Source organism: Mesorhizobium sp. C395A, from assembly GCF_030323205.1.
Classification (GTDB): domain Bacteria; phylum Pseudomonadota; class Alphaproteobacteria; order Rhizobiales; family Rhizobiaceae; genus Mesorhizobium.
Genome location: NZ_CP100473.1, coordinates 3788832 through 3814753, shown reverse-complemented (window position 1 = coordinate 3814753; position 25922 = coordinate 3788832). Strand labels below are relative to the sequence as shown.

At 62.9% G+C, this 25922-nt stretch carries 20 protein-coding genes; 11 read left to right on the top strand and 9 right to left on the bottom strand.

Features of this window, described 5'->3' with window-relative positions:
• Nucleotides 1-10: 10 nt before the first annotated feature.
• Entirely contained in the window at nt 11-1057 is a 1047-nt protein-coding gene (gene mgrA / locus NLY37_RS18650) for an L-glyceraldehyde 3-phosphate reductase (RefSeq protein ID WP_023669798.1), read from the top strand.
• Between the two features lie 80 nt (nt 1058-1137).
• Here mgrA and NLY37_RS18645 read toward each other — a convergent pair whose 3' ends face one another.
• Nucleotides 1138-2229 (bottom strand): S1 family serine peptidase, encoded by a 1092-nt coding sequence (locus NLY37_RS18645; RefSeq protein WP_023713445.1) that lies wholly within the window; start codon nt 2227-2229, stop codon nt 1138-1140.
• A gap of 402 nt (nt 2230-2631) precedes the next feature.
• Between NLY37_RS18645 and NLY37_RS18640 the strand changes: the two genes are divergently transcribed.
• Nucleotides 2632-3711, top strand: coding sequence for a trypsin-like serine peptidase (locus NLY37_RS18640; RefSeq protein ID WP_023691993.1), 1080 nt, complete (start codon nt 2632-2634; stop codon nt 3709-3711).
• Nucleotides 3712-3899: 188 nt separating this feature from the next.
• Nucleotides 3900-5702 carry an MORN repeat-containing protein gene (locus tag NLY37_RS18635; protein WP_245267090.1) on the top strand — a complete coding sequence of 601 codons (1803 nt, stop codon included), beginning with the start codon at nt 3900-3902 and terminating at the stop codon, nt 5700-5702.
• Between the two features lie 29 nt (nt 5703-5731).
• Here NLY37_RS18635 and amrB read toward each other — a convergent pair whose 3' ends face one another.
• From amrB to NLY37_RS18610, 5 genes are all read right to left on the bottom strand, one after another.
• The gene (amrB, locus tag NLY37_RS18630) at nt 5732-7450 is read right to left on the bottom strand and encodes an AmmeMemoRadiSam system protein B (RefSeq protein WP_084558903.1); all 1719 of its coding nucleotides are present in this window, start codon (nt 7448-7450) and stop codon (nt 5732-5734) included.
• Nucleotides 7451-7599: 149 nt separating this feature from the next.
• Nucleotides 7600-10578, bottom strand: a complete 2979-nt coding sequence (locus NLY37_RS18625) for a caspase family protein (protein WP_023740816.1) — start codon at nt 10576-10578, stop codon at nt 7600-7602.
• A 57-nt stretch (nt 10579-10635) separates the two neighbouring features.
• Nucleotides 10636-11349 (bottom strand): DUF4760 domain-containing protein, encoded by a 714-nt coding sequence (locus NLY37_RS18620; RefSeq protein WP_023740817.1) that lies wholly within the window; start codon nt 11347-11349, stop codon nt 10636-10638.
• Nucleotides 11346-11738: a hypothetical protein gene (locus NLY37_RS18615; protein ID WP_031245914.1), complete on the bottom strand. Its 393-nt coding sequence runs from the start codon at nt 11736-11738 to the stop codon at nt 11346-11348. The genes NLY37_RS18620 and NLY37_RS18615 overlap by 4 nt, the downstream gene beginning before the upstream one ends.
• Nucleotides 11739-11827: 89 nt before the next feature.
• The gene (locus NLY37_RS18610) at nt 11828-14038 is read right to left on the bottom strand and encodes a caspase family protein (protein ID WP_023740819.1); all 2211 of its coding nucleotides are present in this window, start codon (nt 14036-14038) and stop codon (nt 11828-11830) included.
• A gap of 295 nt (nt 14039-14333) precedes the next feature.
• Between NLY37_RS18610 and NLY37_RS18605 the strand changes: the two genes are divergently transcribed.
• A complete protein-coding gene (locus NLY37_RS18605) occupies nt 14334-14738 on the top strand; it encodes a Fur family transcriptional regulator (RefSeq protein WP_023669789.1) in 405 nt (134 codons plus the stop codon).
• A gap of 198 nt (nt 14739-14936) precedes the next feature.
• Here the strand turns inward: NLY37_RS18605 and NLY37_RS18600 are convergent, their stop codons facing one another.
• Together NLY37_RS18600 and polA are read right to left on the bottom strand one after the other, a co-directional pair.
• A complete protein-coding gene (locus NLY37_RS18600; RefSeq protein ID WP_023740821.1) occupies nt 14937-15215 on the bottom strand; it encodes a hypothetical protein in 279 nt (92 codons plus the stop codon).
• Between the two features lie 7 nt (nt 15216-15222).
• Entirely contained in the window at nt 15223-18150 is a 2928-nt protein-coding gene (gene polA, locus NLY37_RS18595; RefSeq protein ID WP_023740822.1) for a DNA polymerase I, read from the bottom strand.
• A gap of 443 nt (nt 18151-18593) precedes the next feature.
• Between polA and NLY37_RS18590 the strand changes: the two genes are divergently transcribed.
• The 7 genes from NLY37_RS18590 (at nt 18594) to NLY37_RS18560 (ending at nt 24915) form a co-directional block, all read left to right on the top strand.
• Nucleotides 18594-19979 carry a M20/M25/M40 family metallo-hydrolase gene (locus tag NLY37_RS18590; RefSeq protein WP_023740823.1) on the top strand — a complete coding sequence of 462 codons (1386 nt, stop codon included), beginning with the start codon at nt 18594-18596 and terminating at the stop codon, nt 19977-19979.
• A 77-nt stretch (nt 19980-20056) separates the two neighbouring features.
• Entirely contained in the window at nt 20057-20677 is a 621-nt protein-coding gene (locus NLY37_RS18585; RefSeq protein ID WP_031245915.1) for a ribonuclease D, read from the top strand.
• Between the two features lie 81 nt (nt 20678-20758).
• A complete protein-coding gene (locus NLY37_RS18580) occupies nt 20759-20965 on the top strand; it encodes a hypothetical protein (protein WP_023683046.1) in 207 nt (68 codons plus the stop codon).
• 105 nt (nt 20966-21070) lie between these two features.
• Nucleotides 21071-21325 (top strand): GlsB/YeaQ/YmgE family stress response membrane protein, encoded by a 255-nt coding sequence (locus NLY37_RS18575; RefSeq protein WP_023704219.1) that lies wholly within the window; start codon nt 21071-21073, stop codon nt 21323-21325.
• Between the two features lie 78 nt (nt 21326-21403).
• Nucleotides 21404-21550 carry a hypothetical protein gene (locus NLY37_RS18570; RefSeq protein ID WP_023686592.1) on the top strand — a complete coding sequence of 49 codons (147 nt, stop codon included), beginning with the start codon at nt 21404-21406 and terminating at the stop codon, nt 21548-21550.
• A gap of 205 nt (nt 21551-21755) precedes the next feature.
• Entirely contained in the window at nt 21756-24032 is a 2277-nt protein-coding gene (locus NLY37_RS18565; protein ID WP_023740824.1) for a transglycosylase domain-containing protein, read from the top strand.
• 130 nt (nt 24033-24162) lie between these two features.
• Complete coding sequence (locus tag NLY37_RS18560; protein WP_023733595.1) at nt 24163-24915, top strand: SDR family NAD(P)-dependent oxidoreductase; 753 nt, start codon at nt 24163-24165, stop codon at nt 24913-24915.
• A gap of 15 nt (nt 24916-24930) precedes the next feature.
• On the opposite strand, the gene NLY37_RS18555 is transcribed toward NLY37_RS18560, so the two are convergent.
• Nucleotides 24931-25851, bottom strand: coding sequence for a zinc-binding dehydrogenase (locus NLY37_RS18555; RefSeq protein ID WP_023740825.1), 921 nt, complete (start codon nt 25849-25851; stop codon nt 24931-24933).
• Nucleotides 25852-25922: the final 71 nt, after the last annotated feature.

The following is a 25922-nucleotide window of genomic DNA, read 5'->3' as shown; positions in this document are numbered from 1 at the left end:
ATCTGTACCCATGCGCTGGCAGCCGGCTGAACACCGCTATGAGAAAATGCTCTACAACAGATGTGGGCGATCCGGCCTGAAACTGCCGGCGATCTCGCTCGGCCTGTGGCACAATTTCGGCAACGACACGCCGCACAACACCAAGCAGGCGATCGCGCGCAAGGCCTTCGATCTCGGCATCACCCATTTCGATCTCGCCAACAATTACGGCCCGCCGCCCGGCTCGGCCGAGATCGCCTTCGGCGAGATATTGCGCACCGACTTCGCCGGCTATCGGGACGAGCTGATCATCTCGACCAAGGCGGGCTATGAGATGTGGGCAGGGCCTTATGGCGAATGGGGCAGCCGCAAATATGTGCTGGCGAGCCTCGACCAGAGCCTGAAGCGGATGGGGCTCGACTATGTCGACATCTTCTATTCGCACCGCTTCGATCCGGATACGCCGCTTGAGGAAACGATGGGCGCTCTCGACCATGCGGTGCGTTCCGGCAAGGCGCTCTATGCCGGCATCTCGTCCTACAATTCGCAGCGCACGCGCGAGGCCGCCGACATATTGAAGCAGCTCGGTACGCCCTGCATCATCCATCAGCCGAGCTATTCGATGCTCAACCGCTGGGTCGAAGAGGACGGACTGCTCGATACGCTGGAAGGGCTCGGTGTCGGATCGATCGTGTTCTCGCCGCTGGCGCAAGGCATGCTGACCGACAAATATCTCGGCGGCATCCCCGAGGGTAGCCGCGCCAGCCAAGGCAAGTCGCTGCGGCCCGCCTTCATCAACGAAAAGACCATCGCTAACATCCAGGCGCTGAACGCGATCGCCGGCAAGCGTGGCCAGACGCTGGCGCAGATGGCGCTAGCCTGGGTGCTGCGCAAGGGCCGGGTCACCTCGGCGCTGATCGGCGCCAGCCGGCCCGAACAGGTCGAGGACTGCGTCGGCGCGCTCAAGGTGCTCGAGTTCAGCGATGCCGAGCTCGCCGAAATCGACACTTACGCACGCGAGTCCGACATCAATCTGTGGGCGGCGTCGGCCGAGCGCAAAGGCCCGCCGCGGAAGTAAGCGGAACAGCCGGCACCGGACATGAATCAAAACGGCGGGAAAGATCCCGCCGTTTTGCGTTTATCAAGCTTCGGGCCCGTTCAGGGCTTCTTGGCCGTGCCGAGACCGGCCTTGGGCGCCGCCGCGGCTGCGGGAGCCGGGGTCTTCATCTTGGCTTCGATCCAACCCGTATAGTTGGCCAATCGCGTGTAGATGCCATAGGCATTCTTGTGGCCGCAAGCGGCGGTGCCGTCGGACGGACCTTCGCCCCAGGAGACGACGCCGACCTGGACCGGACCGTTGGCGCCGGTCATGAACAGCGGACCGCCGCTGTCGCCGTTGCAGGCGTCGCGTTCGCCGCTGTCGGTGCCGGCGCAGATCATGTTCTTGGTCAGCGGATCCGACATATCGGCGGCGATCGCATTGGCGGCGGCATCGATGCCCTTTTCCGAATAACGCATCCGATGCGAGAGATCGCCAAGTGCCGCCTTCAGGTCATGCGCATAGATCGACTTGATGCCGCTGTTGCAGGCAGCGCTCGGCTCGAGATCGAGATCGGCCACCATCAGCGCGGTCGGGAAGGTGCCGTCCTGCATCTTGCCCCAGCCGATGACCGTGGTCTTGCCGCTGTCTGGCGTCGGCTCATTGGTGATCTTGATGACCGGCGCATCGGCGGGCTCCGCCAGCCGGAGCAGGCCGAGATCATTGTCCAGCGTCTGTTCGCTGTAGCCCTCGTTGACGATGACCTCGACCACCTTGTAGCGCTTGCCTTCGGTAAGATCGGTGGCGCCGGTCAGCACGGTCACCGTGTCGGGCGAAATCGGCCGGCCCTTGTCGTTGAGGCAGTGCGCCGCCGTCAGCACCCATTGCGGAGCAATCAGGCTGCCGCCGCAGAATTGCGCGTTCGGCTGCGAGGCCGGGCTGGGGTCCAGCCGGGCGCTGGTCAGCAGCGCCACCTGGAACGGATAGGCCCCTTTGTCGGCTTCCTTGCCGCCATAGACGCGGTCGGCCCCGTCGGGATTCTCGGCCTTGGCCTTGTCCCGGGATTCGGCGACGCGCTGCATCGGCGAGACCGCCGCTTCCGGCCTGGCGGCGTCGTCGGCTGCATAGAGCGCGTTGACGGCGGGGAAAGCGGCCGCGATGCCCAGCAGCGATGCAGCGGCAAGCGGCCTGAACCGATGGATAATGTTCACCTTGAAACCCTCCTGAGATGAAAAATGCCGAGCCATGCCGCCATGACGCATAACCAACAGAAGCGGTACCGGTACCTCGATCGCCTTCTGCCAGAACGAACGACATCCGCGCGGTCATAAAACCGAAATACGACTTTTGCTAATCGTGCCCCATCGGGCAGAGCCCACCCAAACCCTATAGCCCCCCACGGGCTACGTGGAAGCGATTTGTCATTGCCAATGTTGGATTATTTTAGGCAGTATATCGACGCGGGTGCGTTTGGCGGAGGGCTTTAACGAGGCCGCCCGGACCGATGATCCGATACGGGCGGGTAACCAAACTAATTTTTTAACTCCACCACGATCTCGACAATATTTCTGTATTTTGCTCCACTCCTTGCTGACTTTTGGGAGAGTCTCACCATGACGAAACTGACAAGCACTATCATTGCGTCCGCACTGCTATCCACCGCACTGTGGACGATGCCTGCCTTCGCCGCCGATCCCGGCTCAGCGAATGCCGGCAATGGCGAAAGCATGCGCGATCTCGGAACGGGCGACTACCAGCCCGGCCGTGCAAAGCCGATCGCGCCGCCGAAACTGACCGAAGATGAAGCCAGCCGGGCAGCGCCGCTGACCGACGAGGGCACGGCGGTCAAATCCTATGGCATCGTCGGACGTTCCGCCGATGGCAAGGACATCAAGATCGATGCCGGCGAGACGCTGAAGGACCTTGTCATCAAGGAACTGAATGCGCCCGCCAACACACCGAACGCCGACAAGACCGGACTGACGGGCGGCGACGAAGCCGGCCGCCAGGTGTTCGGGGCCGACGACCGCGAGCAGATCAAGAACACCAAGACCTACCCGTTCACCGCGATCGGGTATATCGAAGGCAAAGCCAAGAGCGGTTACGGCAGCTGCTCGGGAACCCTGATCGGTCCGCGCACGGTGCTCACCGCTGCGCATTGCCTCTACAGCAATGAAGACAAGGCTTGGCTCGACGACGTCATCTTTGTGCCGTCGCTCAACGGCAACACCGCCGACGATGCACCGTTTGGCGCTTTCAGTTACGAGAGCGTCTATATCCTGCAGGGCTTCATCGACAATTATCAGGGTTACTACGGCTCGGTCATTCCGTGGGACCTCGGCATCATCACGCTGAAGCAGGATGTCGGCACCAATCTCGGCTGGCTGGGTTATGCCAACTATGAGAACCTCGGCGATTTCACCGCAAACATCGTTGGCTATCCCGGCGACAAGCCGATGGGAACGATGTGGAAGGCGACCTGCGAAGTGAAAGCCGAAAACGTCGGCGCGGAGTATTTCCAGTACGACTGCGACACCTATCCGGGGTCGAGCGGCAGCTCGGTCTACGCCTACGACAATGGCGCCAAGCAGCGCGTCGTCACCGGCGTGAACGTGGCCGAAAGCCCCAACGCCAACACTGCGGTGCGCCTGAACGCTGCCAACGTGGCGTGGATCAACAGCCTGTACAAATAAGGCCCGATCTTTCGCCGGCAAACAGCGGCGATAACCAGCACTACCAAACCGGCGGCGGGACGTTCCTGCCGCCGGTTTTTTTGTATCGAAACACCTCTCTTGCACTGTGTTACAGCGGTGCTTACGCTAGGCGATCCAAGGGGTTGGGTAAGATGGCGCGGGCAAGAATGATCTTCGGAGTCAAAGCGATGGCGGCTGCATCCATGCTGGCCGCACTGACATGCTTTTCCGCTATGGCCGATCAAGGCGGTGCCACACCCGATGGCGCCTGGGCCGAGCGGGTGCAAATCCTCTATAAAAGCGAAACACGTTCGGTGCTGCGCAAGAATGTACGGGTCTGGGATTCCCACCCGGAATTGGGTCTTGATTTCACCTGGGAGCCGGCAGCCGGCGTGTCGCCGGACCGCACCGTCGCAGCCGACGGCACCGTCAACGGCAAGGGCAGGCTGGTCTGGCGCGTACGCGGCTCGGCGAGCTATGACCCCAAGACGATCTATTCCAGCTATTTCGGCGAGATCAGGAATGGCCGCCCCGAAGGACAAGGCCGGCTGGAGCTGCGTTCAGGCGAGATTCTCGACGGCCGTTGGGTCGCCGGCCAGCTCGACGGCCATGCGATCCATGTCGATGCCGACGGCAATCGCTATGAAGGGCAATTCAGGGCCGGTGTGCCGAATGGCGAGGGCAGGCTGGAGACGAAGACAGGCAAGATATTCGTCGGCTCTTTTGCCGATGGGCTGAAGGACGGCAAGGGCCGCACCCGGTTGCCCGGCGGCACCGTCTACTGGTCGCAATGGGCGAAGGGCAAGGAGATCGGCGGTGCGCGCTCCGATGTGCTGGCCGATGCCAGAGTGGGCGGGTTGCTCAAGGCGCAGACCGGCGGCGGTTCCGCCGACAAGGTCGAGATCGGCATTGCCGTCGACCAGCGCATGACGCAGCAGGCCGACATGCAGTACCAGCATCTCGTGCGCGACGAAGACATCGCGATCTATCCGGTGTCGGACCAGTACAATGATGCCTGGAACGGCACCGGAGAGATTCGTACCGGCAATGTCTATGAAGGCATGGACTGGGAGACGGCGCCGGCCTTCGCCGAAGTCGACCTCAAGACCACCGACCAGTCGAGGGTCAAGATCGACAGCCTGGAAATGAAGGTGGCCGCGAGCGAGGCCTACCGCAAGCCGATGCTGTCGATCAGCGAGCATTATGGCTGCGTCGGCTTCCGCCCCGACTTCTCGATCGTCAACAATGGCTGGGGCGACGTGAAAGACATGAAGATGTCGATCCAGTTCACCAGGACCGACGAGGAGGACAACGCGACCGGCGAGCCGAGCCGCACGTTCACGAAGGACATCGGCACTTTCGGCGACGGCGTCGACGTCTCGATCAAGAACGTGCTGATTGAAGCCGGCGTCGACACAACCACGCTCGAGACCGAGCGCTTCACTTGCCCGTCAAGGGACAGCCTGGATGTCTGCCGCGCCCAGGTGGCCAACAAGGTCAAGTTCGGCGACGTTGCCGATTACATCAGCGGCAGCGTCGAGAAAATGAGCGTGACCGGGATTGGCAAGCTCGATTATTCCTGGGCGGACGAACAGGGCGCTATCTACCAACAGAGCGAGCCGTTTCGCGTCATCGTCTCGCTGGTCAGCATCGAGGTTCCAGAATCGCTCGCCGAATGCGGCGATGGCGGCGGTGCGTCGCCCGAAGCGCTGCGCTACCAGAACATCGAATTTCCGATCGGCAAGACCGATTACAGCATCCCCATGCCGGTGCGCGGCAACAAGAATCTCAGCGCCTACACGGCACGGCTGAAAATGTGGTCGTCAATGTCGTCGATCCATCGCTTCAGCATCGCCGCCCATTTCGCCGATGGCAGCACACGGGAGAGCAAGCCGGCCACGTTCTTCTATTTCAGGCCGAAGCAGTCGCTGTTTGAAACCAGCACCAAGCCGGCGGTCTGCTATCTGCCGGAAGATATGCAAGGCTGTTGAGGTCCTGTCACGTCCTTTCGGGAATCGCGTTATTTCGAGCCCATCTCGAAATAATTGGGCAGCGGGATCAGCCTGGCAAAGATCGTGCCCTGGCTGAACACCCTGAGTTCCAGCATCGACCCGGACGATCGTTCGGCCTTCTGGTCGAACAGGAAATTGCCGAGCGAATAGATCTCCGCAACATCGCCGCCGCCGAGCGGAAGGATCGCCTCGCTCGATACATGCGGATGGCCGCCGACGATTGCCGTGACGCCGCGCAGCCGCATCTGGTCGGCAAGCATCTCCTCGCGCGGCGACGGCTCCGTCTTGTACTCGCGGCCCCAATGGACGAAGGCAATCACCGGCCGCTCGGCATTGTCGTGCAGCAGCCGGTCGAGCAAAGCAGGCGTCAGAAGGTCGGTGTTCCTGGAGCCGTTGGTATCGATGTCGGTCAGCCCGACCAGGTCGAGATCGGCAAGCGCCAGCGTCTCGCCCTGGCCGAAATGGGCGATGCCGGCGGCGTCCAGAGCGGCCAGCGTCTCGGCATAGCCTGACGGGCCGAGGTCATAGGCGTGATTGTTGGCAAGGCTGACAGCGGCGACATGCAATTTCTTGAGCATGCCGATGGCGAGATCGGTTGGCATCGCCAGCGTCATGTCGTCGATCGCTTCAGGGACGTTGGGCAGGATCACGCCTTCGAGATTGACGATCAGCGGCCGCGAGCGGGTCAGGGCCAGCACGCTTTCGACGATCTTCTCGGCAACACCGTCGCGGACCAGGATCTTCTTCATGGCGCGGCCGAAATTCACGTCGCCCGCGAAATAGTAGAGCTTGTCGTCGGGACGGGCAGGATTGTTGAAGCCGGGGCCGAAGGCGCCGAACAGCGCCACGACATAGCTGGTGGTGCGCTCGACATAGTCGCCCGAATGCGCCTGCGAGTTCTCGTTGGCGACGACCAGCGGCGCAGCACCGAACAGTTCGCGCTGCAGCCTGGTCTGGATATAGAGCGCACCGACCGAATCGGCGTGATCCGGCTGGCGCAGCGCCGCGATGCCGTCGAGCGAACCGGCGGCGAGCATGTTCAGCGTCTGCTGGTCGAAACGCCTGGCTTCGTGCTGCGGCAGATAGTGGGAGAAATCGGTGGATTCGACGATCAGCGTGTCCTTGTCGACGATCGCTTTCAGCGCCTGCGCCAGCCGGTCCCAGTCGGCTCGCTTGGCTTTGACCGACATCGCCACCGGCACGATGGTTGCCTCGGGAAAATAATGGTGCAGGAAGGGCAGCATGGCTTGAACGCCGTGCTCCTTGGCGAAGAGGCAGGAGTCCTGGACCATGTCGCTGTTCGCCTGGAGAAGGCGCAGGGCTGCCGTGTCGGCCGGGACCGGGCCAAGCACGGTGTCGAAGCCGCGCGTCGTGGTGGCGAAGAGTTTCTGCGTCTCGTGGAAATGGTCCGGCGACAGGATGACGATGCGCTTGTAGCGGAAGCCGGACGCGGCATGGAAACCGAGTGCGATGAGATCTGCGACGAGCAGGTGGTGGGGGACCGTGATGCCGGTGAGGCGTTGGTTGGACGGCTCGATTTTGGCGACGGCGGCGATGGCGTCGGTGAAGAGTGTGGGGTCGGAGTAGAAGGACGGGAAGTTTGTGTCGCGGGGCGGGCAGGTGATGGGGGCGGCAGACGCTTGAAGCGCTGAGAGGATAAGCAAGGAGGTGGCAAAGATCAGAATGCTGGTCCGCGCCCAGGCACCCCCCTCTGTCCTGCCGGACATCTCCCCCGCAAGGGGGGAGATTGGATGTCGCCTCGACTTTCGCCAATCATCAACCTTGAAAATAGATCTCCAACAATGAAGAGACCGATCTCCCCCCTTGCGGGGGAGATGGCCGGCAGGACAGAGGGGGGTGCCTGGGCGCAAACCTCTCACGGCTCAGCCAAAACAATGTTCTCGACGCCGCCGACATAGTAGAACGGCTTCTGCTTGGACGCGGTCAGCCGCAGCACTTCGCGCGAGATGTAGTCGGCGAGGCCGAACAGCGTCACGCCGCCGTCGGAGGTCTTGGCCCGGCCGCGCAGGCCTTCGAGGATCGAATAGGTGAAGACGCCATGGCCGAGCTCGGGCAGTTCGGCGGCGGTGTTGTTGGCGGCCGTGGCCGAGAAGACGACGATGCGTGCGTCCTGCGCGTCTTTTTCCAAGCGCGGGTTGAAGGCGTTGGCGGCGTGGCAGGTGTCGAGCAGCATGAAGCGCATGCCCTTGGCCCGCTCAACCGATTTCTGGATGTCGCCCCAGTCGACCAGCGAGGAGCGCTTCCAGCGATCGGGATCCTGTTTGCGGCCGTCCGTGGGGATGAAATAATAGTCTTCGTCGATGTTGATGCCGTGACCGGCGACGAAAATGATGGTGGTGTCGTTCTCGCCGGGTCTGTCGAGGAAATCGGCGAGCTGGTCGTCGATGGTGTCGGAATCCGGCTCCAGGATGCTGTCGGCGTTGGCGACCTTGAACACGTCCTTGCCGGCATCGGGCGCCTCATCCAGCGCTTCGCGGTTGACCAGAACCAGCGTCTCCATCGCCGAGAACAAGGGCGCGGATTTCTGCGAGATCACCTTGAGGAATTCGGTAGCGTCATCGACGGGATAGCGCAGATCGCAGGCGTGGCCGGCGCATGCATCGGTGAGGAAGGGATATTTGTCGACGCCGATCACGGCGACGTAGAGCTTGCCCTTGTTGGCCGGCTTCTCGGGTTTTTGGCCAAGTGCCGTTACGCTGCGCTCGGTCAAATAGCCGAACTCATTGGTGCCGGTGATGCGGATGGTGTTCTCGCCATTCTCGACCGGCACTTCGACGATGGTGCTCTTGCCGCCATCGGCCGAGCGCGCCGTGACATTGCCGACATTGCGGCTGTTCGACAGGATCGAAAACCCGGCGACGTCGGCGCCTGCTTCCTGCACGCCCGAAATCTCGACGGCGACATAGCCCTCGCGGACGTTGCTCTGGTCGGCGGCAAGCTTGATGCCGAATTCCGGCGATTTGCGCTCGAGCAGCTTTTCCAGCTCGCGGTCGACGCCGGGGCGCATTTCCTGAACCGCCTGTTCGGCGCTGCGCAGGATGATGGCCCGGCGCACCATTTCCGGGCTCCAGAGATATTTCTTCAGCTGGCCGGCGCTGATGAAACGCCCTTCGTGGTCGCGGCCCTGATTGACGTGCCAGCCGATCAACTTGTCGCCATCGGCGGAGGAATAATAGTAGCCCTGCGGCATCCAGGCGATCCATTCGGAGCCGGCGAAGAACATCGACACGATCAGTTTGTGGCTCTTCAAATTCCACAGCCGCACGGTCTGGTCGGCGCTGCCGGTGACCAACAGCCCTTCCTTCTCGACGGCAACCATGGCGTTGATCTCGCCGGTGTGGCCGGTGAATTCACCCGATGCCTCGGCGGTCGCGGTTTTGTATTCCAACAGCGTGCCGTCGCTGCCGCCGGTGATCAGGCCAAGCCCATTGCCGATCAGCGTGTAAGCCGAATGGACGAAGCCATTGGTGGCGGAATTCTCGATGCTATGCATCACCTTTCCGCCGCTCGCGATTTCGAGCACGGCATTCTCCAGGCCGTCCTTGCCGCCGGGGACGGCGCGAAGCGACCACTCACCGTCGGTCAGTGCCGCGCGGGCATAGGCGCCCTGTTCCGCCAACGCCTCCGGGTCCTCGAAGAACCGCTCGGCCGTCGGTAGCGCCAGCACCTTGTCCAGCGTGCCCTGCAGCTCGGGACAGGACACGCGTTCAGGGCAGGGGTTGGTGTTGCCCCAAGCGATGGAGCTGCTCGCCGCATCGATCCCGATCGCCGTCACCGGTTCGCCGACCCCTTGCAGCAGCGCCTTGCGCTCGCCGGTCATGGGGTTCCAGACCTGGATGGCGTTGCGGGTGCCGCCGGCTGTCGCCACCAGCGAGCCGTCGGCATTGCCGGCGCCAGCAAAGACCGTGCCGTCATGGCCGTTATAGTCGAGCAGTTGCTCGCCGCTGTCGGTATTCCAGACCACCGAGCGATGCTTGTCGGCGCAGCGATAGCTGCATGACGCCACAAGCCGCGAACCCGTGGCGAAGCTCAGAGCGCCGATCTGGAAATCCTGCTTCGGCATGGCGCGGACGAATTTGCCGTCGCTGGCCCGCCAGAGCTGGACGTCACCGTCCTTGCTGCCAGTGGCAAACAGGCTGCCATCCAATGACACGGCGAGTGCGGCGACGCCGACATCCCGCAGCGGTTCGGCCTCGGCCGGCAAGGCGATTTCCTCAGCCTTGGCCACATCCCAGAGCCTTATGCCGTTGTCGGTGGTCGTCGCCACCAGCCGGGTTCCCGCAGCGGCGAAGGCGAGCTTTTCCACACGCCAGGAATCGGCATCGAGTTTTTCCGCCAGCGTCCAGCCCGACGCGGATTTGTCGTCCGCCCGCCAGAGGTAGACGAAACCATCGCCACCGCCGGCGGCGAGCGTGTTTCCGTCGGGTGAAAAGGCGACATCATAGATGGCATAGTCGGCGGCCTTGAGCACGGTTTTGATCTTGCCGGTGGTGAAATCGAACAGCCTGACATCGCCATAAGGGGGCTTGTCGCCAATGCCGGCGCCGAAATAACCGCCGGCGGCGATCGTCTTGCCATCCGGCGACACGGCAATCGCAAAGACCTTGCCGTCATTGCCATTGCCAAGATAGCCGCGGATGGTGCGGAGTGTCACCCCGCTCTGCCAATCCCAGATGCGGATGGTCTTGTCGTCAGATGCGGAGACCAGTTCCTCGCCGTCCGGCGTGAAGGCAAGGTCGGTGACCCTGGCGCTGTGGCCGCCGGTGTTGAGATCGAGGTGGAAATCGAGGTCCTCGGCACCGGCGGTTGACGTTAACGCCAGAAGACCGACCAAGATTAGCCACCGGATAGCACGCAAAGGATGGGAGCTGCCCGGCACCTTGTTGCGCCGCTATTTGGAGTCGGCGGGCGGCGGCGACCCGTGACGCACATAATTCTCGATCGCCTGGGCATAATTGGCGGAACCGGCCTTGCGTTCTTTTTCGATGTAGCCGGCAAAATAGCTCCAGAACGACACCGCATAGTCGCGGAAATAGGCATCGGCGACATCGCGCGAACAGAGCTTGCCCTCAACGCAGATGGAGAGACGATTGAGGAAATAGACGATGCGATCAAAATTGTCGTTGAAATCGGCGATCGGCATGGTGCCGCCGCCGGCAGTCATCGCCTCAATGCCAATGCGTTGCCGGAAGACCTGTTCCTCGGTCGGCGACGGCGTGGCGCTGAGCAGATTGTCGTATTTGGCGTTGAGCGACGAGAGGCGCTCCTTGAGCGCGCGCTGCGCCTGCTGAAAATCCTTGCTTTCCCAAAGCTCGACCAGCGACATCGTCTGCTCGACGCGCTTCTGTTCCTGGTTTGCGAGAAACTGGAAGACCGAGAAGGCCAGGGTGAAGATGATCGCCAGGCGCACGGCGAGACCCGACCAGGCGTAGATCAGCATGCGCCAGTCGCGGTCGGTGAAGGGGTTGGCTTCCTTCTTGATCTCGTGACTGCTCGGCCACGGAAAGCCTTCGGTGGTTTCGGGCAAGGTCGCCGGCTTCTTGGCCGGCGGAGGCGCCGATGTGGCCGGCGATTTCTGCGTTGCAGTGCCCCCCGGCTTTTTCATCCGCAGCTGTCCAGTTGGATGGTGGCGGTGGGATCGAGCACGATGCCGGGTGTCTCTAGCTTCTTTTTCAGGCAATCGAGCTGCGTGCGCGAAATCATGAACTGCACGTCCGGTTCGGCAGCCGCCTTGCTGGGTGACGGCAAGGGCTCGACCACGCCGCGCGAGGCGCAGCTGGAGAGATCGACGACAACGGCCGTGTTGCCGGTCTTGGCGATCTGGTCGTACTGGTCGAGAAAGCAGGTGGCGAGCTCGGAATTGGTGACGATCTGCTTGGCGCACAGGCCGCAATTCTCGTCCGCCGAGGCGCTGGCAACCAGCAACAGGCTGCCGGCAAGGCCGACCGTCGCTGCATGCCAGGAGAGCACGGGGATAGTCACTGATGTCCTCATCTGTTGCATCCAGCCGCGGCGCATAGAAGTGTCGCGAGCCGGGAATGTTCATATATCACGCCGGCAAGAGCCGGCGAAGCGATGTCAGGTCAGGCGCGGGGCACCGTCTCCATCGGGAAGATCATCACCGCGCCTTTGGGACCGCTCTTGTCGGCAAGCCGCATCACCGAGCGCGTCGCCGGCGCCATGCCGATGTCGGCCAGCATGTCGGAAAAACCAGGCGTTCCCGATGCGGCACGCGTCACGGCGCGCACGCCTTCCTGGGCAAGAAAGCTCAGATCCTCTTTCTCGCTCTGCGGCGGCGCCTCGGTCAGCACGGCAATCATGCGCTCCATGCCGAAGCTGGTGTCGGTGAAGGCGAGCAGCCCTTCCTTCAGGCCCTGATCGGCCTGCTGGTTGATCGGCGCCAGCCGCTCGGCGACGATATGGGTGATCGAATAGTCGCTGCCGATGTAGAGCACGTTGATGTCGACGAACTCGTCGGACCCGTTCTTGGCCGCAATGTGTACCTGATCGCCCGGCGAAACGCGCGGCACCGTCGAGGATTCGATCGGCTCCAGCACATCGCTGTCCTGGCGCTTGATCAGGAACTGGACGCTGACCTCGTCCGGCCGGTAGTCGGACGCCGCGGCGAGCCGCGACAGGCCGGTGGCGCGGAAGATCGTGGTCAAGTTCTTGGCTGTGTTTTCCGCAAGCTTGTCGTGATGGATGACGATGCGCGGCGGCTTGCTGCCGTCCTTCAAGCTGATGTCGCCGGACGCCGGCAGGAACCACAGCGCCGGTTCGTCGCTGGCGTTGGCGGCAGCGCCGTCCATGGATTTTTCGCGCAGCACCGCAAGCCGCAGATCGGCGCTCTTGCCGGGCTCGACCAGCGCGATGTGGAAGCCGGACTTCGGCTTCGCCACCAATTCGTCCAGAACCGAATTGACCAGCTCGGTTTCTTTTTCGAGCCCTGCGGTCGGCGCCGGCTTTGCCACCAGCAGCTTGTAGTCGACTGCGAGTTCGGCAACGCGCGCATAGGCGCCGGCGGGCACGGCTGTCGGCGCGAGCGCCGGCTTGCCGTCAAATTCGACTGGTGCGAGCTGGCTTTCGAGGTTTTTTGCCGATTTCACTTCGAGATAGCCGACGGCGTCGGAGAGCTTCGACAGCGCCGAAGGCAAAATGGCGAGCTTGCTGCCGGGGGTCAGACCCTGCAGCAGCCCGGCGCCGATCGCGGCATCGCCGTCCTTGACGGCAATCGGCCATTGCATGACGGCGTCGGTCTTGTCGGTGCCGAACACGCGGGCGTCCAGTTCGCCCTCGAACAGGGGCGTCGGCCTTGTGCGGCCGTCGGCCGAATATTGCTGCAGCACGGCCTGGCCGAGCTGGCGATAGGTGACGTTGGGGTTCTCGGCCAATTTCGACAGGATCGTGAAGGTGAACAGGCCGAAGCGCGGCGCGTCGGGCGTGCCCTTGGGCAGCGGCATTTCCGGCGTCGTCTCGACCGTTTGCGCGGCATAGAAGGCGACCAGCTTGCCCCTAGCGATCGGCTCTGCGCCGGTCGGCGTCAGGTTGAAGGCCGGCTTGCGGCCGCCATTCTCGTCGAAACCGCGCGATGCGCTTGCCGAGATGTCGTCATAGGCCTTCACCGCGGCTGCTCTCGCCGCGTCGTCGCCGCCGACGAGGTCGGCGAACTCGACCTTGCGCTCCAGTTCGTCATCGACTTCCGCGGCGCGCGTCGCGGTGCCGGAATGGCAGCAGTCGAACACCACCCAGACAAAGGCGCCCTTGTCGCGGATGGCGTCGAGTGCGGCGCCGACCTCGTTGTCGACCAGCGCGTTCGGCACGCCCTCTTCGCGGTTGATCCATTTGTCGATATCGGACGGCAGGAAAATCTCGTCGAGGCCGTCGGTCTCGTCACCGGCCTTGGCTTGCGGCTGCTGGGCGCCGTGGCCCGACAGATGCAGATAGACGAAATCGTCGCGTTGCACCTTGCCGGCGAGGTCGGCAAGGGCGGCCTTGATCGCCGCATGCGTCGGCGGGCCGTTGGCGCCTTCGACGTCCTTGGCGAGCAGGATCACATTCTCGGCCGAGAACTTCACCGGATCGGGCGTGTTCTTCAGGAGATAGTCGCGCACCAGGCCGGCATCGTTCTTCGGCCCGATCAGCCAGTTCTTCTGCGGCAGGTTCGGATAATCGGTGCAGGCAACCAGCAGCGCGTGATAGGTGCGCGAGGCGGCGAGAGCGCGGAACGAAACCGTACCGGCAGCCACAAGCGCCGACGTGCCGACGAGCAGCGTCCGTCGTGTCAGTTTGATCATAATTGCTTCCCCAAGCCCGATCGAATTTGCAAGTGCGGCACCTTTCGTCGCGAATTTTGTCAGTATTTTGAATGTGGTCGGTGCCGTCAATCGGCGGTGGTGGTCATGGTGTCGATGGCGATAACGGAAACAGTGGCAAAAAGCCTGCTTCGTCGCTATCTCAAGGGAATTGAGACCGTCGCATGGCAGAAATGATTTGCGAGCGGCGCTGGATCAAACAGATAGAACATGATGTCGTCCGAGAACCGCTCCACACTTTTCGGCATCATGCTCTAAACGATCGGAAAACGGGACCATGGCGGCAAGGGATGTGCTGACGAAGAATCAGCTGAGCGTGCTCGAAAAGCTGGAGGCCGCCAGCGGACCGCTCAGCGCCTATACGCTTCTCGACCAGCTGCGCGAGCGCGGTTTCCGCGCGCCGCTACAGGTTTACCGGGCGCTCGACAGCCTGGTGAAGTCAGGCTTCGTGCACCGGTTGGAAAGCCTCAACTCCTTCGTCGCCTGCGCCGAACCGCACGACCATACGCATTCGATGACAGCCTTCGCTATCTGCGACACATGCGGGCAGGTGATGGAGATGTCCGACCATGACGTCGACCATCGGCTGGACGAATGGGTGCGCTCGACGGGGTTTGCTGCGAAGAAGGCGGTCATCGAGTTTCGGGGGACGTGTGCCAAGTGCCTGGCTGAAGCGGCTTAGCTTGCTTCCTACTTGAGCCGAGGCGGTGCGCTATTCTCGAATTCGTTCAAGAATGTCTCATAGACGACGTACCGCGTAGGCCCAGGTGTTAGCTGCTCCATAAGCAGGGGTTTCACCTCGTCGAGCCAAGATAATTTGCCAAGGCCAGACCCGATTTTTGGCAAGGCGATGGATTCTACCCGTTTTTGTCGGCCCATTTCACAAGCCCGCGAACTGCTTTCCGTAAATAGGGAAGCGTGGCGTGATACATATCTGGCTGGGTTGCCAGATAAATGAAGCCCGGCTGATTGCCGTCTGGCTCCAAATAAACCTGCCGGTCCGAGCATATTTCTTGAACGCAGCCTGCACATTCGGCCACTTTTTCGAAATCTTCAGCGCAAGTCCGGTGCCAAGGCCCTCTTGATTGCCCTCTGCCACGCCTTGAGCGATATAGCTTTCCTGGGCGGCCAGCAGGTCTCCGGTGACAAAGACAATCATCGCACCTTCAATGCGCCTCGTCCCAGTTGTTCGCTGCGCGGGCATCGACATGCAGCGGCACCGACATCGAGATGGCCGGCATCGGCGCGTTCTCCATCACCCTGCGCACCACGGGGATCGTCGCCTCGACTTCCGCTTCAACCGTCTCGAAGATCAATTCGTCATGCACCTGTAAGAGCATGCGGGCGGACAGGCCGGCCTTCTCCAGCGCCTCGTCCATATGCACCATGGCGCGACGGATAATGTCGGCGGCGGTGCCTTGCAGCCTGGCGTTGATCGAGGCGCGCTCGTTGAAGGCGCGGATCGACGGGTTTGACGACCGGATCTCAGGATAGTGGATGCGGCGGCCGAAGATGGTTTCGACGAAGCCATGTTCGCGCGCATAGGCCTTTGTTGCCTCGATATAGTCGCGGATGCCGGGGAAACGCTCGAAGTACTTCTTGATGTAGGCGCCGGCCTCCTCGCGCGGGATCGACAGCTGGTTGGCGAGCCCAAAGGCCGAGATGCCGTAGATGATGCCGAAATTGATCGCCTTGGCGCGGCGGCGCACTTCGGACGGCATGCCTTCGACCGGCACGTTGAACATTTCCGAGGCGGTGATGGCGTGGATGTCGGCGCCATTGGCGAAGGCCTGCTTCAACTGCGGGATCTCGGCGACATGGGCAAGCACGCGCAATTCGATCTGGCTGTAGTCGGCCGAGACCAGTTTCTGGCCCTTGTCGGCGATGAAGGCCGTCCTGATCTTGCGTCCCTCCGCGGTGCGCACCGGGATGTTCTGCAGATTGGGATCGGAGGAGGACAGCCGGCCCGTCGTCGTTGCGGCCAGCGCATACGATGTGTGCACGCGCCTGGTGTCGGGATGGATGAAGCCGGGCAGCGCGTCGGTGTAGGTCGATTTCAGCTTGGTCAGCTGACGCCAGTCGACGATCTTGCGCGGCAGTTCGTGGCCTTCGGCGGCGAGGTCTTCCAGAAGCTGCGCGGAGGTCGACCATTGCCCGGTCTTGGTCTTGGAGCCGCCGGGCAGGCCCATGCGGCCGAACAGGATGTCGCCGAGTTGCTTTGGCGACCCGATGTTGATGCGCTCGCCGACAAGGCCGTAGATCTCCTCCTCCAGCCGTGCAGCGCCTTGTGCCAGCTCGCCGGAGAGCCGCGACAGGATCTGGCGGTCGACCGAGATGCCACGCTGTTCCATCCGGGCCAACACCGGCACCAGCGGCCGCTCCAGCCGCTCATAGACCGAGACGAGGCCCTTGGCGGCAAGCCGCGGCTTCAGCACCTGCCACAGCCGCAACGCTACGTCGGCATGGCCGGCGGCGTAGGCGGTCGCCCGGTCGATGTCGACCTGCTCGAACCCGACCGAGCTTCTGCCGGAACCGGCGAGATCCTTGAGCGGCGTCGTGGCATGGCCGAGCCATTTGTCGGCAAGCGAGGACAAAGTGTGGTGGCCGGTGCCGGCGTCGAGCACATAGGAAATCAACATCGTGTCGTCGAAGGGTGCGATATCGATGCCGTGGCGGCTCATGACGACGATGTCGTATTTGGCGTCCTGGGCGATCTTGAGCACCGATTTGTCTTCCAGCAACGGCTTCAGCAGCGCCAGCGCCTCGCGGACCGGAATCTGGTTCTCCAGCGTGCCGCCGCCGAGCAGGTCGCCAGCGCCGCTCTTGTGGGCGAGCGGCACATAGGCGGCGCGGCCGGGGCCGATCGCCAGGGAGAAACCGATGAGGTCGGCCAGCATCGGATCGGAAGACGTGGTTTCGGTGTCGAAGGCGACGGTTCCGGTCTCCTTGGCTTGGGCCAGCCAGGTCTTGAGCGTTGCCGTGTCGCGAATGGCGACATAGGCGGCGGGATCGATTTTGGCCGCAGCGGCCGTTTCCAGGCGAAGTGCGGCAAGCAGCGAAGGGGCGTCGCCGGCCCTGGCGGTTTCGGTTTTGGCTTCATCCTGTGTTGCCGCAGGCGCCGCTATGCCGGAACCGACATCGGGGCCGTGCGCGGTGTCGGCGCGCTCGACGGTGACGGCGACAGCCTGCACATCGCCGGCTTCGGTGCTGGTCGCTTCAGCAACGCGCCGGGTCAGCGAGGTGAATTCCATGGTCTTGAGGAAGCCGATCAGCTTCGGCCCGTCCGGCGCGTGCAACACGAAATCGTCGAGCCCGTCGGTCACCGGCACGTCGTTCTTCAGCGTCACCAGCTGGCGCGATATGCGCGCCTTGTCGGCATTGGCGATGATGGATTCGCGCCTTTTTTCCTGCTTGATCTCGCTGGCCCTTGCGAGCAACCCGTCAAGGTCGCCGAACTGTTCCAGCAATTGCGCCGCCGTCTTCGGCCCGATGCCGGGTACGCCCGGCACATTGTCGACGGAGTCGCCGGTCAGCGCCTGCAGGTCGATCATCTTTTCCGGCGGCACGCCCCATTTCTCGATGACTTCGGGGATGCCGATCTGGCGGTCCTTCATCGGGTCGTACATGCCGACCGTGGGTCCGACCAGCTGCATCAGATCCTTGTCGGAGGAGATGATAGTGGTGTCGCCGCCGGCCTCGCACGCCAGCCTGGCATAAGTGGCGATGAGGTCGTCGGCCTCGTAGCCTTCGATCTCGATGCAAGGCAGGTTGAAGGCCACGGTTGCCTGGCGGATCAGACCGAATTGCGGGATCAGGTCTTCGGGCGGCGCGTTGCGGTTTGCCTTGTATTCCGGGTAGAGATCGTTGCGGAAGGTTTTCGACGAATAATCGAAAATGACCGCTAAATGCGTCGGCACAATGCCTACATCGGTGTTGCGGGCGTCCTGCATCAGCTTCCACAACATGTTGCAGAAGCCGGAGACCGCGCCGACCGGTAGCCCATCGGATTTGCGGGTTAGCGGCGGCAGCGCATGATAGGCGCGAAAGATGTAACCGGAGCCGTCGATAAGGAAGAGATGATCGCCTTTTTTCATGCCGGCAGGGATAGCGCGGCGGGACGGCGCGGTCCATGGCAAAGGCGGGCTTCCAACAGGTGTTGCGGCGACATGCTGACAGAGCCTGCCTGCCGATAGGCCCTGCTGCTGTTTGCCTCGGCGCTCACGGCGATGTTACAAAAGTGTAATTTTTGTGCCCTTGAAACGCCACGATCCGAGACACAAATAAAGGTTGTCGGCAGTTTTCGCCGAGTCCGGAGCAAGGCCCGTCCCCCGCCTATCCCGGACAATTGCGGCAGCCTATCCCCCTCTCCGGGCTGCCGCATCGTTTCGAGTAGAAGACCGCCGTGGTTCCCCTCCACCACGGCGGTTCTTTTTTGCCTTCTGACAAGTGTTTACGGTCCGTGGTCCAACGATCGCGGGCTTTTCGTTTTGATGCGCTGCCTTTACGGTCCCGGCACCGAAAAGAAAGGCCCGCAGTAATGTCCACCATTTCCTCCGTCCTAGACCGTCTCGACAAAAATCTCGACCATAGCCTGGAGCGCCTGTTCGGCCTGCTTCGCATCAAGTCGATCTCGACCGATTCCGACTATGCCGCCGACTGCCGCAAGGCCGCGGAGTGGCTGGTGGCGGACCTCAAGCTGATCGGCTTCGACGCTTCGGTGCGCGACACGCCGGGACACCCGATGGTGGTTGCGCACCATGAAGGCCCCGCCGGTTCGCCGCATGTGCTGTTTTACGGCCATTACGACGTGCAGCCGGTCGATCCGATCGAGCTTTGGGAGAACGACCCGTTTGCGCCGGCGGTCAAGGAGATCGAGCCCGGTCACAAGGTAATCACCGGCCGTGGCTCGGCCGACGACAAGGGGCAGCTGATGACCTTCGTCGAGGCCTGCCGCGCCTGGAAACAGGTGCATGGCAATCTGCCGTGCCGCATCACCATCCTGTTCGAGGGCGAGGAGGAGTCCGGTTCGCCGTCGCTGAAGCCGTTCCTCGAGGCCAATGCCGATGAGCTCAAGGCCGATTTCGCGCTGGTCTGCGACACCGGCATGTGGGACCGCGAGACGCCGTCGATCTGCGTTTCGCTGCGCGGAATGGTCGGCGAGGAGGTCACCGTCAAGGCCGCCGATCGCGACCTGCATTCGGGCCTCTATGGCGGCGCCGCCGCCAACCCGATCCGCATCCTGGCGAAAATCCTCGCCGACATCCATGACGAGAACGGCCACATCACCATTCCCGGTTTCTATGACGGGGTCGAGGAGACGCCATCGCAGATCCTGAAATCCTGGGAGACATTGGGCGAGACAGCCGAGACCTTCCTCGGACCGATCGGCCTCTCGATCCCGTCGGGCGAAAAAGGCCGCTCGGTGATGGAACTGACCTGGGCGCGGCCGACGGCCGAGTTCAACGGCATCATCGGCGGCTATACCGGCAAGGGGTTCAAGACGGTGATCGCCGCGGAAGCATCATCGAAAATCTCCTTCCGTCTTGTCCACAAGCAGGACCCCGAGAAGATCCGCGCCGCGTTCCGGGAATTCGTCGAGGCGCGCATTCCCGGGGACTGTTCGGTCGAATTCCACCCGCATGGCGGCGGGCCGGCAATTCAGCTTTCCTACGACTCGCCATTCCTGGCCAAGGCCAAGACTGCGCTGTCGGATGAATGGCCGAAGCCAGTGGTGACGACGGGCAGCGGCGGCTCGATACCGGTGGTCGGCGACTTCCAGACCTATCTCGGCATGGAATCGCTGCTGGTCGGGTTCGGCCTCGACGACGACCGCATCCACTCGCCCAACGAGAAATACGAGCTGACCTCCTTCCACAAGGGCCAGCGCTCCTGGGCGCGCATTCTCGATGCGCTGACGCGCTGAGGAGGCTAGGAAGTTTTCTTGTTGATTTTTCAGCGGATCGCGGCGAGGACGGGTTACGCTGCGATCCGGAGAAAACCATGGCCGACATCCGCTTCCACAAGAACGATCTGCCCGACCTCGCCCACTACAATGTCGACGCGGTGGCCATCGACACCGAGACGCTGGGCTTGAACCCGCACCGCGACCGGCTGTGCGTGGTGCAGATTTCGCCCGGCGATGGCTCGGCCGACGTGATCCAGATCGCGCCCGGCCAGAAGAAAGCGCCGAACCTCGTCAGCCTGCTGCGCAACCGCGGCATCACCAAGCTTTTCCATTACGGCCGTTTCGACCTCGCCGTGCTGTACAACGCCTTCGGCGTCATGCCGGAGCCGGTGTTCTGCACCAAGATCGCCTCGCGGCTGACCCGCACTTATACCGACCGGCACGGCTTGAAGGACATCTGCTTCGAACTGCTTGGCGTCGGCCTGTCGAAGGCGCAGCAATCGTCGGACTGGGCGGCCGAGACCCTGTCGCCCGAACAGCTCGAATATGCCGCTTCCGACGTTCTCTATCTGCACCGTCTGCGCGAGGTGCTGGCTGGACGCCTGGCGCGGGACGGGCGCACCAAGGAAGCCGACGCCTGCTTCCGCTTCCTGCCGACGCGTGCCAAGCTCGATTTGATGGGTTGGGACGAAGAGGATATTTTTGCCCACAGCTGATGGCCTTCGGATAACGCTTCCGGCAGCCTTGGAACCAGACACGCGTCGTGGCGTTTCTGTCGACTCAATGAGGGGGATGACGTGGCAGACCGCAAGCCGATAGCGACCGCCCCGACGGATGGCTCCAAGGTCACTGTCCTGTGGAAGGACGGCGCCGGCGTCGTCAGCGAATCCGTCGGGCAATATCGCGACGGCGCCTGGTGGGTCTACACCGACAGCGATACCCAGAAAAAGGTCGACCCGACCAGCTGGCGGCCAGTCTCCAGCGACGATGACGACGATCAATGAGCGCCGCTGGCGGGTGCAACTGCTTTCGCATAGCCTGAAGTCGTTGATATCGAGGCCGATTCGGGGCCTTCCGCTCCGTAGCCTCTCTTCCTGGAGGAACGCGTCATGGGCATCGAAAGCCTTCTCATCTTCATCATAATCGGCGCCATTGCCGGCTGGCTCGCCGGCCTCATCGTCTCGGGCTTCGGCTTCGGCCTCATCGGCAACATCATCGTCGGCATTATCGGCGCCCTGATCGCCGGCTGGCTATTTCCAAGGCTCGGCTTCGCTATCGGCGGCGGCATTCTGGCTGCCATCATCAACGCCACGATCGGCGCCGTCATCCTGCTGGTGCTGGTCAAGGTTCTGAAGCGAGCTTGACGCTCTAAGTTTTCATTCAACGCAATTCCTCAGGAGAAAGCCTGTGCTTTCCTGGAATTGCTGCCAAAGGAGCGCGCCGTGAAACAGAACACTCTCTATCTCCTTGTCGGCGCGCTCGTTGTCGTGGTCATCGCGCTCGGTGCATATGTCTATCACGAACAGACCAAGCCCAAGGGCGTCGAACTGAAGATCGACGACAAGGGCATTTCGATCCAGCAGAATTGAAATATTCGGGGTAGCCAGGGCCTCTGCCTTTTGCGGCAGACAGGCCGCGAGGATGCGGCTTTCGGACCCAGTTGGCGGCAGCGGATTTTTAGAAATTCTTAAGGAATTTCAGAAGGGTGCATAAACCCTGCTTTAACGCGCCCTTAAACCGCCGCATCTACCCTCCAACCCGAGCGCCATTGACACCGGGAAGACAGCGCAACGCATGGCGAACCGCAGAGACAGTCGCATCGAACCCAGCTTCGAGGGATCGCCAAAGGCGAAATCCGCGGCCGGTTTTTCGGTGAACGAGGAGGATCGGGTCGTGCCGGCCAATCGCAAATCATCTTCGGCGCGCAAAACCTCCAAGGCAAAATCATCGTCACGCGGCAAGCGCGGCAAACCCCGGCGCGGGCTGTTCGGCGTGACGGCGCGGATGTTCTACTGGTGCTTCGTGCTCTGCATCTGGGGCGGCATCGCGGTGGCCGGCATTGTCGTCTATTACGGCGCCAAGATGCCGGCGGCCACCACCTGGTCGATCCCCGACCGCGCGCCCAACATCAAGATCGTCTCGGTCGACGGGCAACTGCTTGCCAACCGCGGCATGAGCGGCGGGGAGGCGGTCGGCCTGCACGAAATGTCGCCCTACATTCCGGAAGCCGTCATCGCCATCGAGGATCGCCGCTTCTATTCGCATTTCGGCATCGACCCGATCGGCCTGTCGCGCGCCATGGTGACCAATGTTCTGGGCCGGCGTTTCTCGCAGGGCGGCTCGACGCTGACCCAGCAGCTGGCCAAGAACCTGTTCCTGAAGCCCGACCGCACGCTGGAGCGCAAGGTGCAGGAAGTGCTGCTGTCGCTCTGGCTGGAGCACAAGCATACCAAGGACCAGATCCTCGAAATGTACCTCAACCGGGTTTATTTCGGCTCCGGCGCCTATGGCGTCGAGGCGGCCTCGCGTCGCTATTTCGGCAAGAGCGCGCGCGATGTCACTCTGTCGGAGGCGGCCCTTCTCGCCGGCCTCTTGAAGGCGCCGTCGCGACTGTCGCCGGCGCGGGATCCGAAGGCGGCGGAGGAGCGTTCGCAGCTGGTGCTGGCCGCCATGCGCGACGAAGGCAAGATCAGCGCCAAGGAACTGGCCTCGGCGATGAGCGCGCCGGCAACGCGCGCGCCATCCTATTGGACCGGCTCGGAAAACTATGTCGCCGACACCATCATGGAAGAATTGCCCGATTTGATTGGTGACGTGCGCAGCGACATCGTCGTCGACACCACCGTCGACCTCAACCTGCAGAAGCTCGCCGAACAGTCGATCCGCCGGCTGATCGACGAGAGCGGCAAGAAGCTCAATGTCAGCCAGGGCGCGCTGGTCTCGATCGACAATTCCGGCGCCGTGCGCGCCATGGTCGGCGGCTACGACTATTCGACCAGCCAGTTCGACCGCGCCTCCGAAGCACGCCGCCAGCCGGGCTCGGCGTTCAAGCCGTTCGTCTATATGGCCGCGCTGGAAGCCGGCCGCACGCCCGACAGCGTGCGCAACGACGCACCGATCAAGATCGGCAAGTGGACACCGGACAATTACGGCGGCAAGTATTTCGGCAAGGTGACGTTGGCGACCGCTTTGGCGAAGTCGCTGAATTCCGTCGCCGCACAGCTGACCATGGAAGTCGGGCCCGACGCCGTGGTCGAGGCGGCGCACCGTATGGGCATTCAGTCCGATCTGATCGCCAACACCTCGATCGCGCTAGGCACTTCGGAGGTGACGCCGCTGGAGCTGACATCGGCCTATGTGCCGTTCGCCAATGGCGGCTACAAGCCCGACATCCATTTCATCCGCCGCATCACCACGACCGAAGGCAAGGTGCTCTATGACGACAATGGCGACAGCGCGCCGCGCGTCGTCAAGCAGAACATTGTCGGCATGATGAACTCGATGATGACCGGCACGGTCGAGATCGGCACGGCGAAGAAGGCGGCCTTCGCCTGGCCGTCTGCCGGCAAGACCGGAACCAGCCAGAATTCGCGCGACGCCTGGTTCGTCGGCTACACTGCAAACCTCACCACCGGCGTGTGGTTCGGCAATGATGACGGCACGCCGATGAAGAAGGTCACCGGTGGCGCGCTGCCGGCACAGGCCTGGCACGAGTTCATGGTGGCCGCGCATGAAGGTGTGCCGGTCCGGCCGCTGCCCGGCACCTGGAAGTCGACGCCGCCCGACACCATCGTGCCCGACGATATTCCGTCAGTCGATAACAATCAGGCGGCGCCGTTGCCTGCCGTGGCCGTCAGCCGTTCGGAGCCTGCTGCTGCGCCGGCACCTGCTGCTGTACCGGCACAAGCACCGGTCCGCCGTCCGGCCGAAACGGTCGATGCCGACGGTTTCAACATGCCGGGCGACGGCGGCACCACGGCCTCGATCAAGCACCCGGTACCGCCGGGCAGCGTCGGCGGCCCGGCCAAGAAGCGGAAAACCTCAATCCTGGATATTCTCGGCGGCGGCTGAGCGGCTCGTCATTCTGGCTTCAAACCAATGGCTAGCTGGCAATCCGTTCCTCATATGAGAGCTGCGGTGACAATTCGGCCTCTCGCCACCTCCGCGGCATTCGGCTACATCTCCGGCCGGAGTGACAGACATGGCTGAGACCGACACCAGAAAAACCATCGTGCTGACCGGAGCCAGCCGCGGCATCGGCCATGCCACGGTCAAGCGCTTTTCCCGTGAGGGCTGGCGGGTCATCACCTGTTCGCGCCAGGCTTTTGCCGAGGATTGCCCGTGGCCAGCCGGCCCAGAGGACCACATCAAGGTCGATCTCGCCGACCAGGAGGATGTCGGCATCGCCGTCTCGGAGATCCGTCACCGGCTGGAAGCGCATGGCGGGCAATTGCACGCTCTGGTCAACAATGCCGGCATTTCGCCAAAGCTCAAGGACGGCAACAGCCGCATGGATTCGATCGACACGCCGATGCATGTCTGGCGCGATGTGTTCCAGGTCAATTTCTTCGCGCCGATCATGCTCGCGCGGGGCCTGTTCAAGGAATTGGCGGCGGCGAAGGGCTCGATCGTCAACGTCACCTCGATCGCCGGCACCCGCGTGCATCCCTTCGCCGGTACCGCATATGCGACATCGAAGGCGGCGCTCGGTTCGCTGACGCGCGAGATGGCGCATGATTTCGGCCCGCACGGCATCCGCGTCAATGCGATCGCGCCGGGCGAGATCGACACCGCGATCCTGTCGCCGGGCACCGACAAGATCGTCGAGACGATCCCTCTCAGGCGCCTCGGCGCCACGGCTGAGGTCGCCGACATCATCTTCTTCCTGTGCTCGCAGCAGGCGTCCTATGTGACGGGCTCGGAAATCCACATCAATGGCGGCCAGCACGTCTGAGCACTGACAGACTGCTCATTCGGCGATGGTGAGAACAGCCTTGCCGCTGAAGCTGCGCTGTCGCAGGGCGTCCAGAGCCTGGGCGATGTCTGTCCACGGCACGGTCATGGACACGCGGGTTTCCAGCCGGCCAGCCGCGACCAGAGCGAGCAGCGAGGCGATGTCCACGCCAATGGCTGGACCGGATGTGTAGTAGGCGAAGGTCTGAAGCCTCGCACCCTCGTGGCCGGGAACGAACTGCCTGAAGCCAACCGGTGTGAGTTCGCCGCTGCTCGAACCGAACATGACGATGGTACCGCCCGGCGCGACGCGCTCGATAGCGAGTGCTAGGCTTTGGCCGCCGACCGACTCGGTGATCAGCGAGAATGGTCCTTCAGCCAGTTCGATCGACTCGACAACCTGTTTGGCACCAAGGCTGCGCAGATCCTCGGCATGCCGGGCAGCGGCGATTGCGGTCACCGCGGCGCCTTGCTCGCGGGCGAGCTGGATCTGGAAACGGCCGACCGCACCGCTCGCGCCGGTGATCAGGACCTGCTGTCCCGCGAGGTCGCCGCCATGGCGCAAGACCCTTAGGGCCGTCGTGCCCGCCACGGGAAGCGTGGCGGCGGAAACGAAGCTGACCTCATCCGGGATGACGGCGAAGCGGTCGGTCGGAACGGCGACCCGTTGCGCCCAGCCGGCCTCGTCGACCAAAGCCACAACCCGGGCGCCGATGGCAGGCCCGGAGCCATCGGCTGCCGCCCGCTTGATCACTCCAACCACGTCCTGGCCAGGTATCCAGCCTTCCGGGCGTATGGTGAGCAGGCGCAGTTCACCGCGGTTCAACGAGGTAGCGTGGACTGAGACAAGCGCTTCGTTGGGGAGGGGCCGAGGGTCCTCGACCTCGGCGAGCGTCAGTCTGGTGGGGTTGTCGGGAGACATGACGAGCGCGCGCATGGGAAGCCCTCCTGATACTTTGTGACATGCCAGCCACGAACCGGAGCCTATCGACTTCCCGCATCAAAGAA

Coding starts and splice junctions, on each gene's coding strand:
- NLY37_RS18565 (WP_023740824.1), top strand. CDS start 21,756: ATGGCGAACCGCAGAGACAGTCGCATCGAACCCAGCTTCGAGGGATCG.
- NLY37_RS18575 (WP_023704219.1), top strand. CDS start 21,071: ATGGGCATCGAAAGCCTTCTCATCTTCATCATAATCGGCGCCATTGCC.
- NLY37_RS18610 (WP_023740819.1), bottom strand. CDS start 14,038: ATGATCAAACTGACACGACGGACGCTGCTCGTCGGCACGTCGGCGCTT.
- NLY37_RS18635 (WP_245267090.1), top strand. CDS start 3,900: ATGGCGGCTGCATCCATGCTGGCCGCACTGACATGCTTTTCCGCTATG.
- mgrA (WP_023669798.1), top strand. CDS start 11: ATGCGCTGGCAGCCGGCTGAACACCGCTATGAGAAAATGCTCTACAAC.
- NLY37_RS18560 (WP_023733595.1), top strand. CDS start 24,163: ATGGCTGAGACCGACACCAGAAAAACCATCGTGCTGACCGGAGCCAGC.
- NLY37_RS18555 (WP_023740825.1), bottom strand. CDS start 25,851: ATGCGCGCGCTCGTCATGTCTCCCGACAACCCCACCAGACTGACGCTC.
- NLY37_RS18600 (WP_023740821.1), bottom strand. CDS start 15,215: ATGATTGTCTTTGTCACCGGAGACCTGCTGGCCGCCCAGGAAAGCTAT.
- NLY37_RS18605 (WP_023669789.1), top strand. CDS start 14,334: ATGGCGGCAAGGGATGTGCTGACGAAGAATCAGCTGAGCGTGCTCGAA.
- NLY37_RS18590 (WP_023740823.1), top strand. CDS start 18,594: ATGTCCACCATTTCCTCCGTCCTAGACCGTCTCGACAAAAATCTCGAC.
- NLY37_RS18640 (WP_023691993.1), top strand. CDS start 2,632: ATGACGAAACTGACAAGCACTATCATTGCGTCCGCACTGCTATCCACC.
- NLY37_RS18620 (WP_023740817.1), bottom strand. CDS start 11,349: ATGAAAAAGCCGGGGGGCACTGCAACGCAGAAATCGCCGGCCACATCG.
- polA (WP_023740822.1), bottom strand. CDS start 18,150: ATGAAAAAAGGCGATCATCTCTTCCTTATCGACGGCTCCGGTTACATC.
- NLY37_RS18585 (WP_031245915.1), top strand. CDS start 20,057: ATGGCCGACATCCGCTTCCACAAGAACGATCTGCCCGACCTCGCCCAC.
- amrB (WP_084558903.1), bottom strand. CDS start 7,450: ATGTCCGGCAGGACAGAGGGGGGTGCCTGGGCGCGGACCAGCATTCTG.
- NLY37_RS18615 (WP_031245914.1), bottom strand. CDS start 11,738: ATGAGGACATCAGTGACTATCCCCGTGCTCTCCTGGCATGCAGCGACG.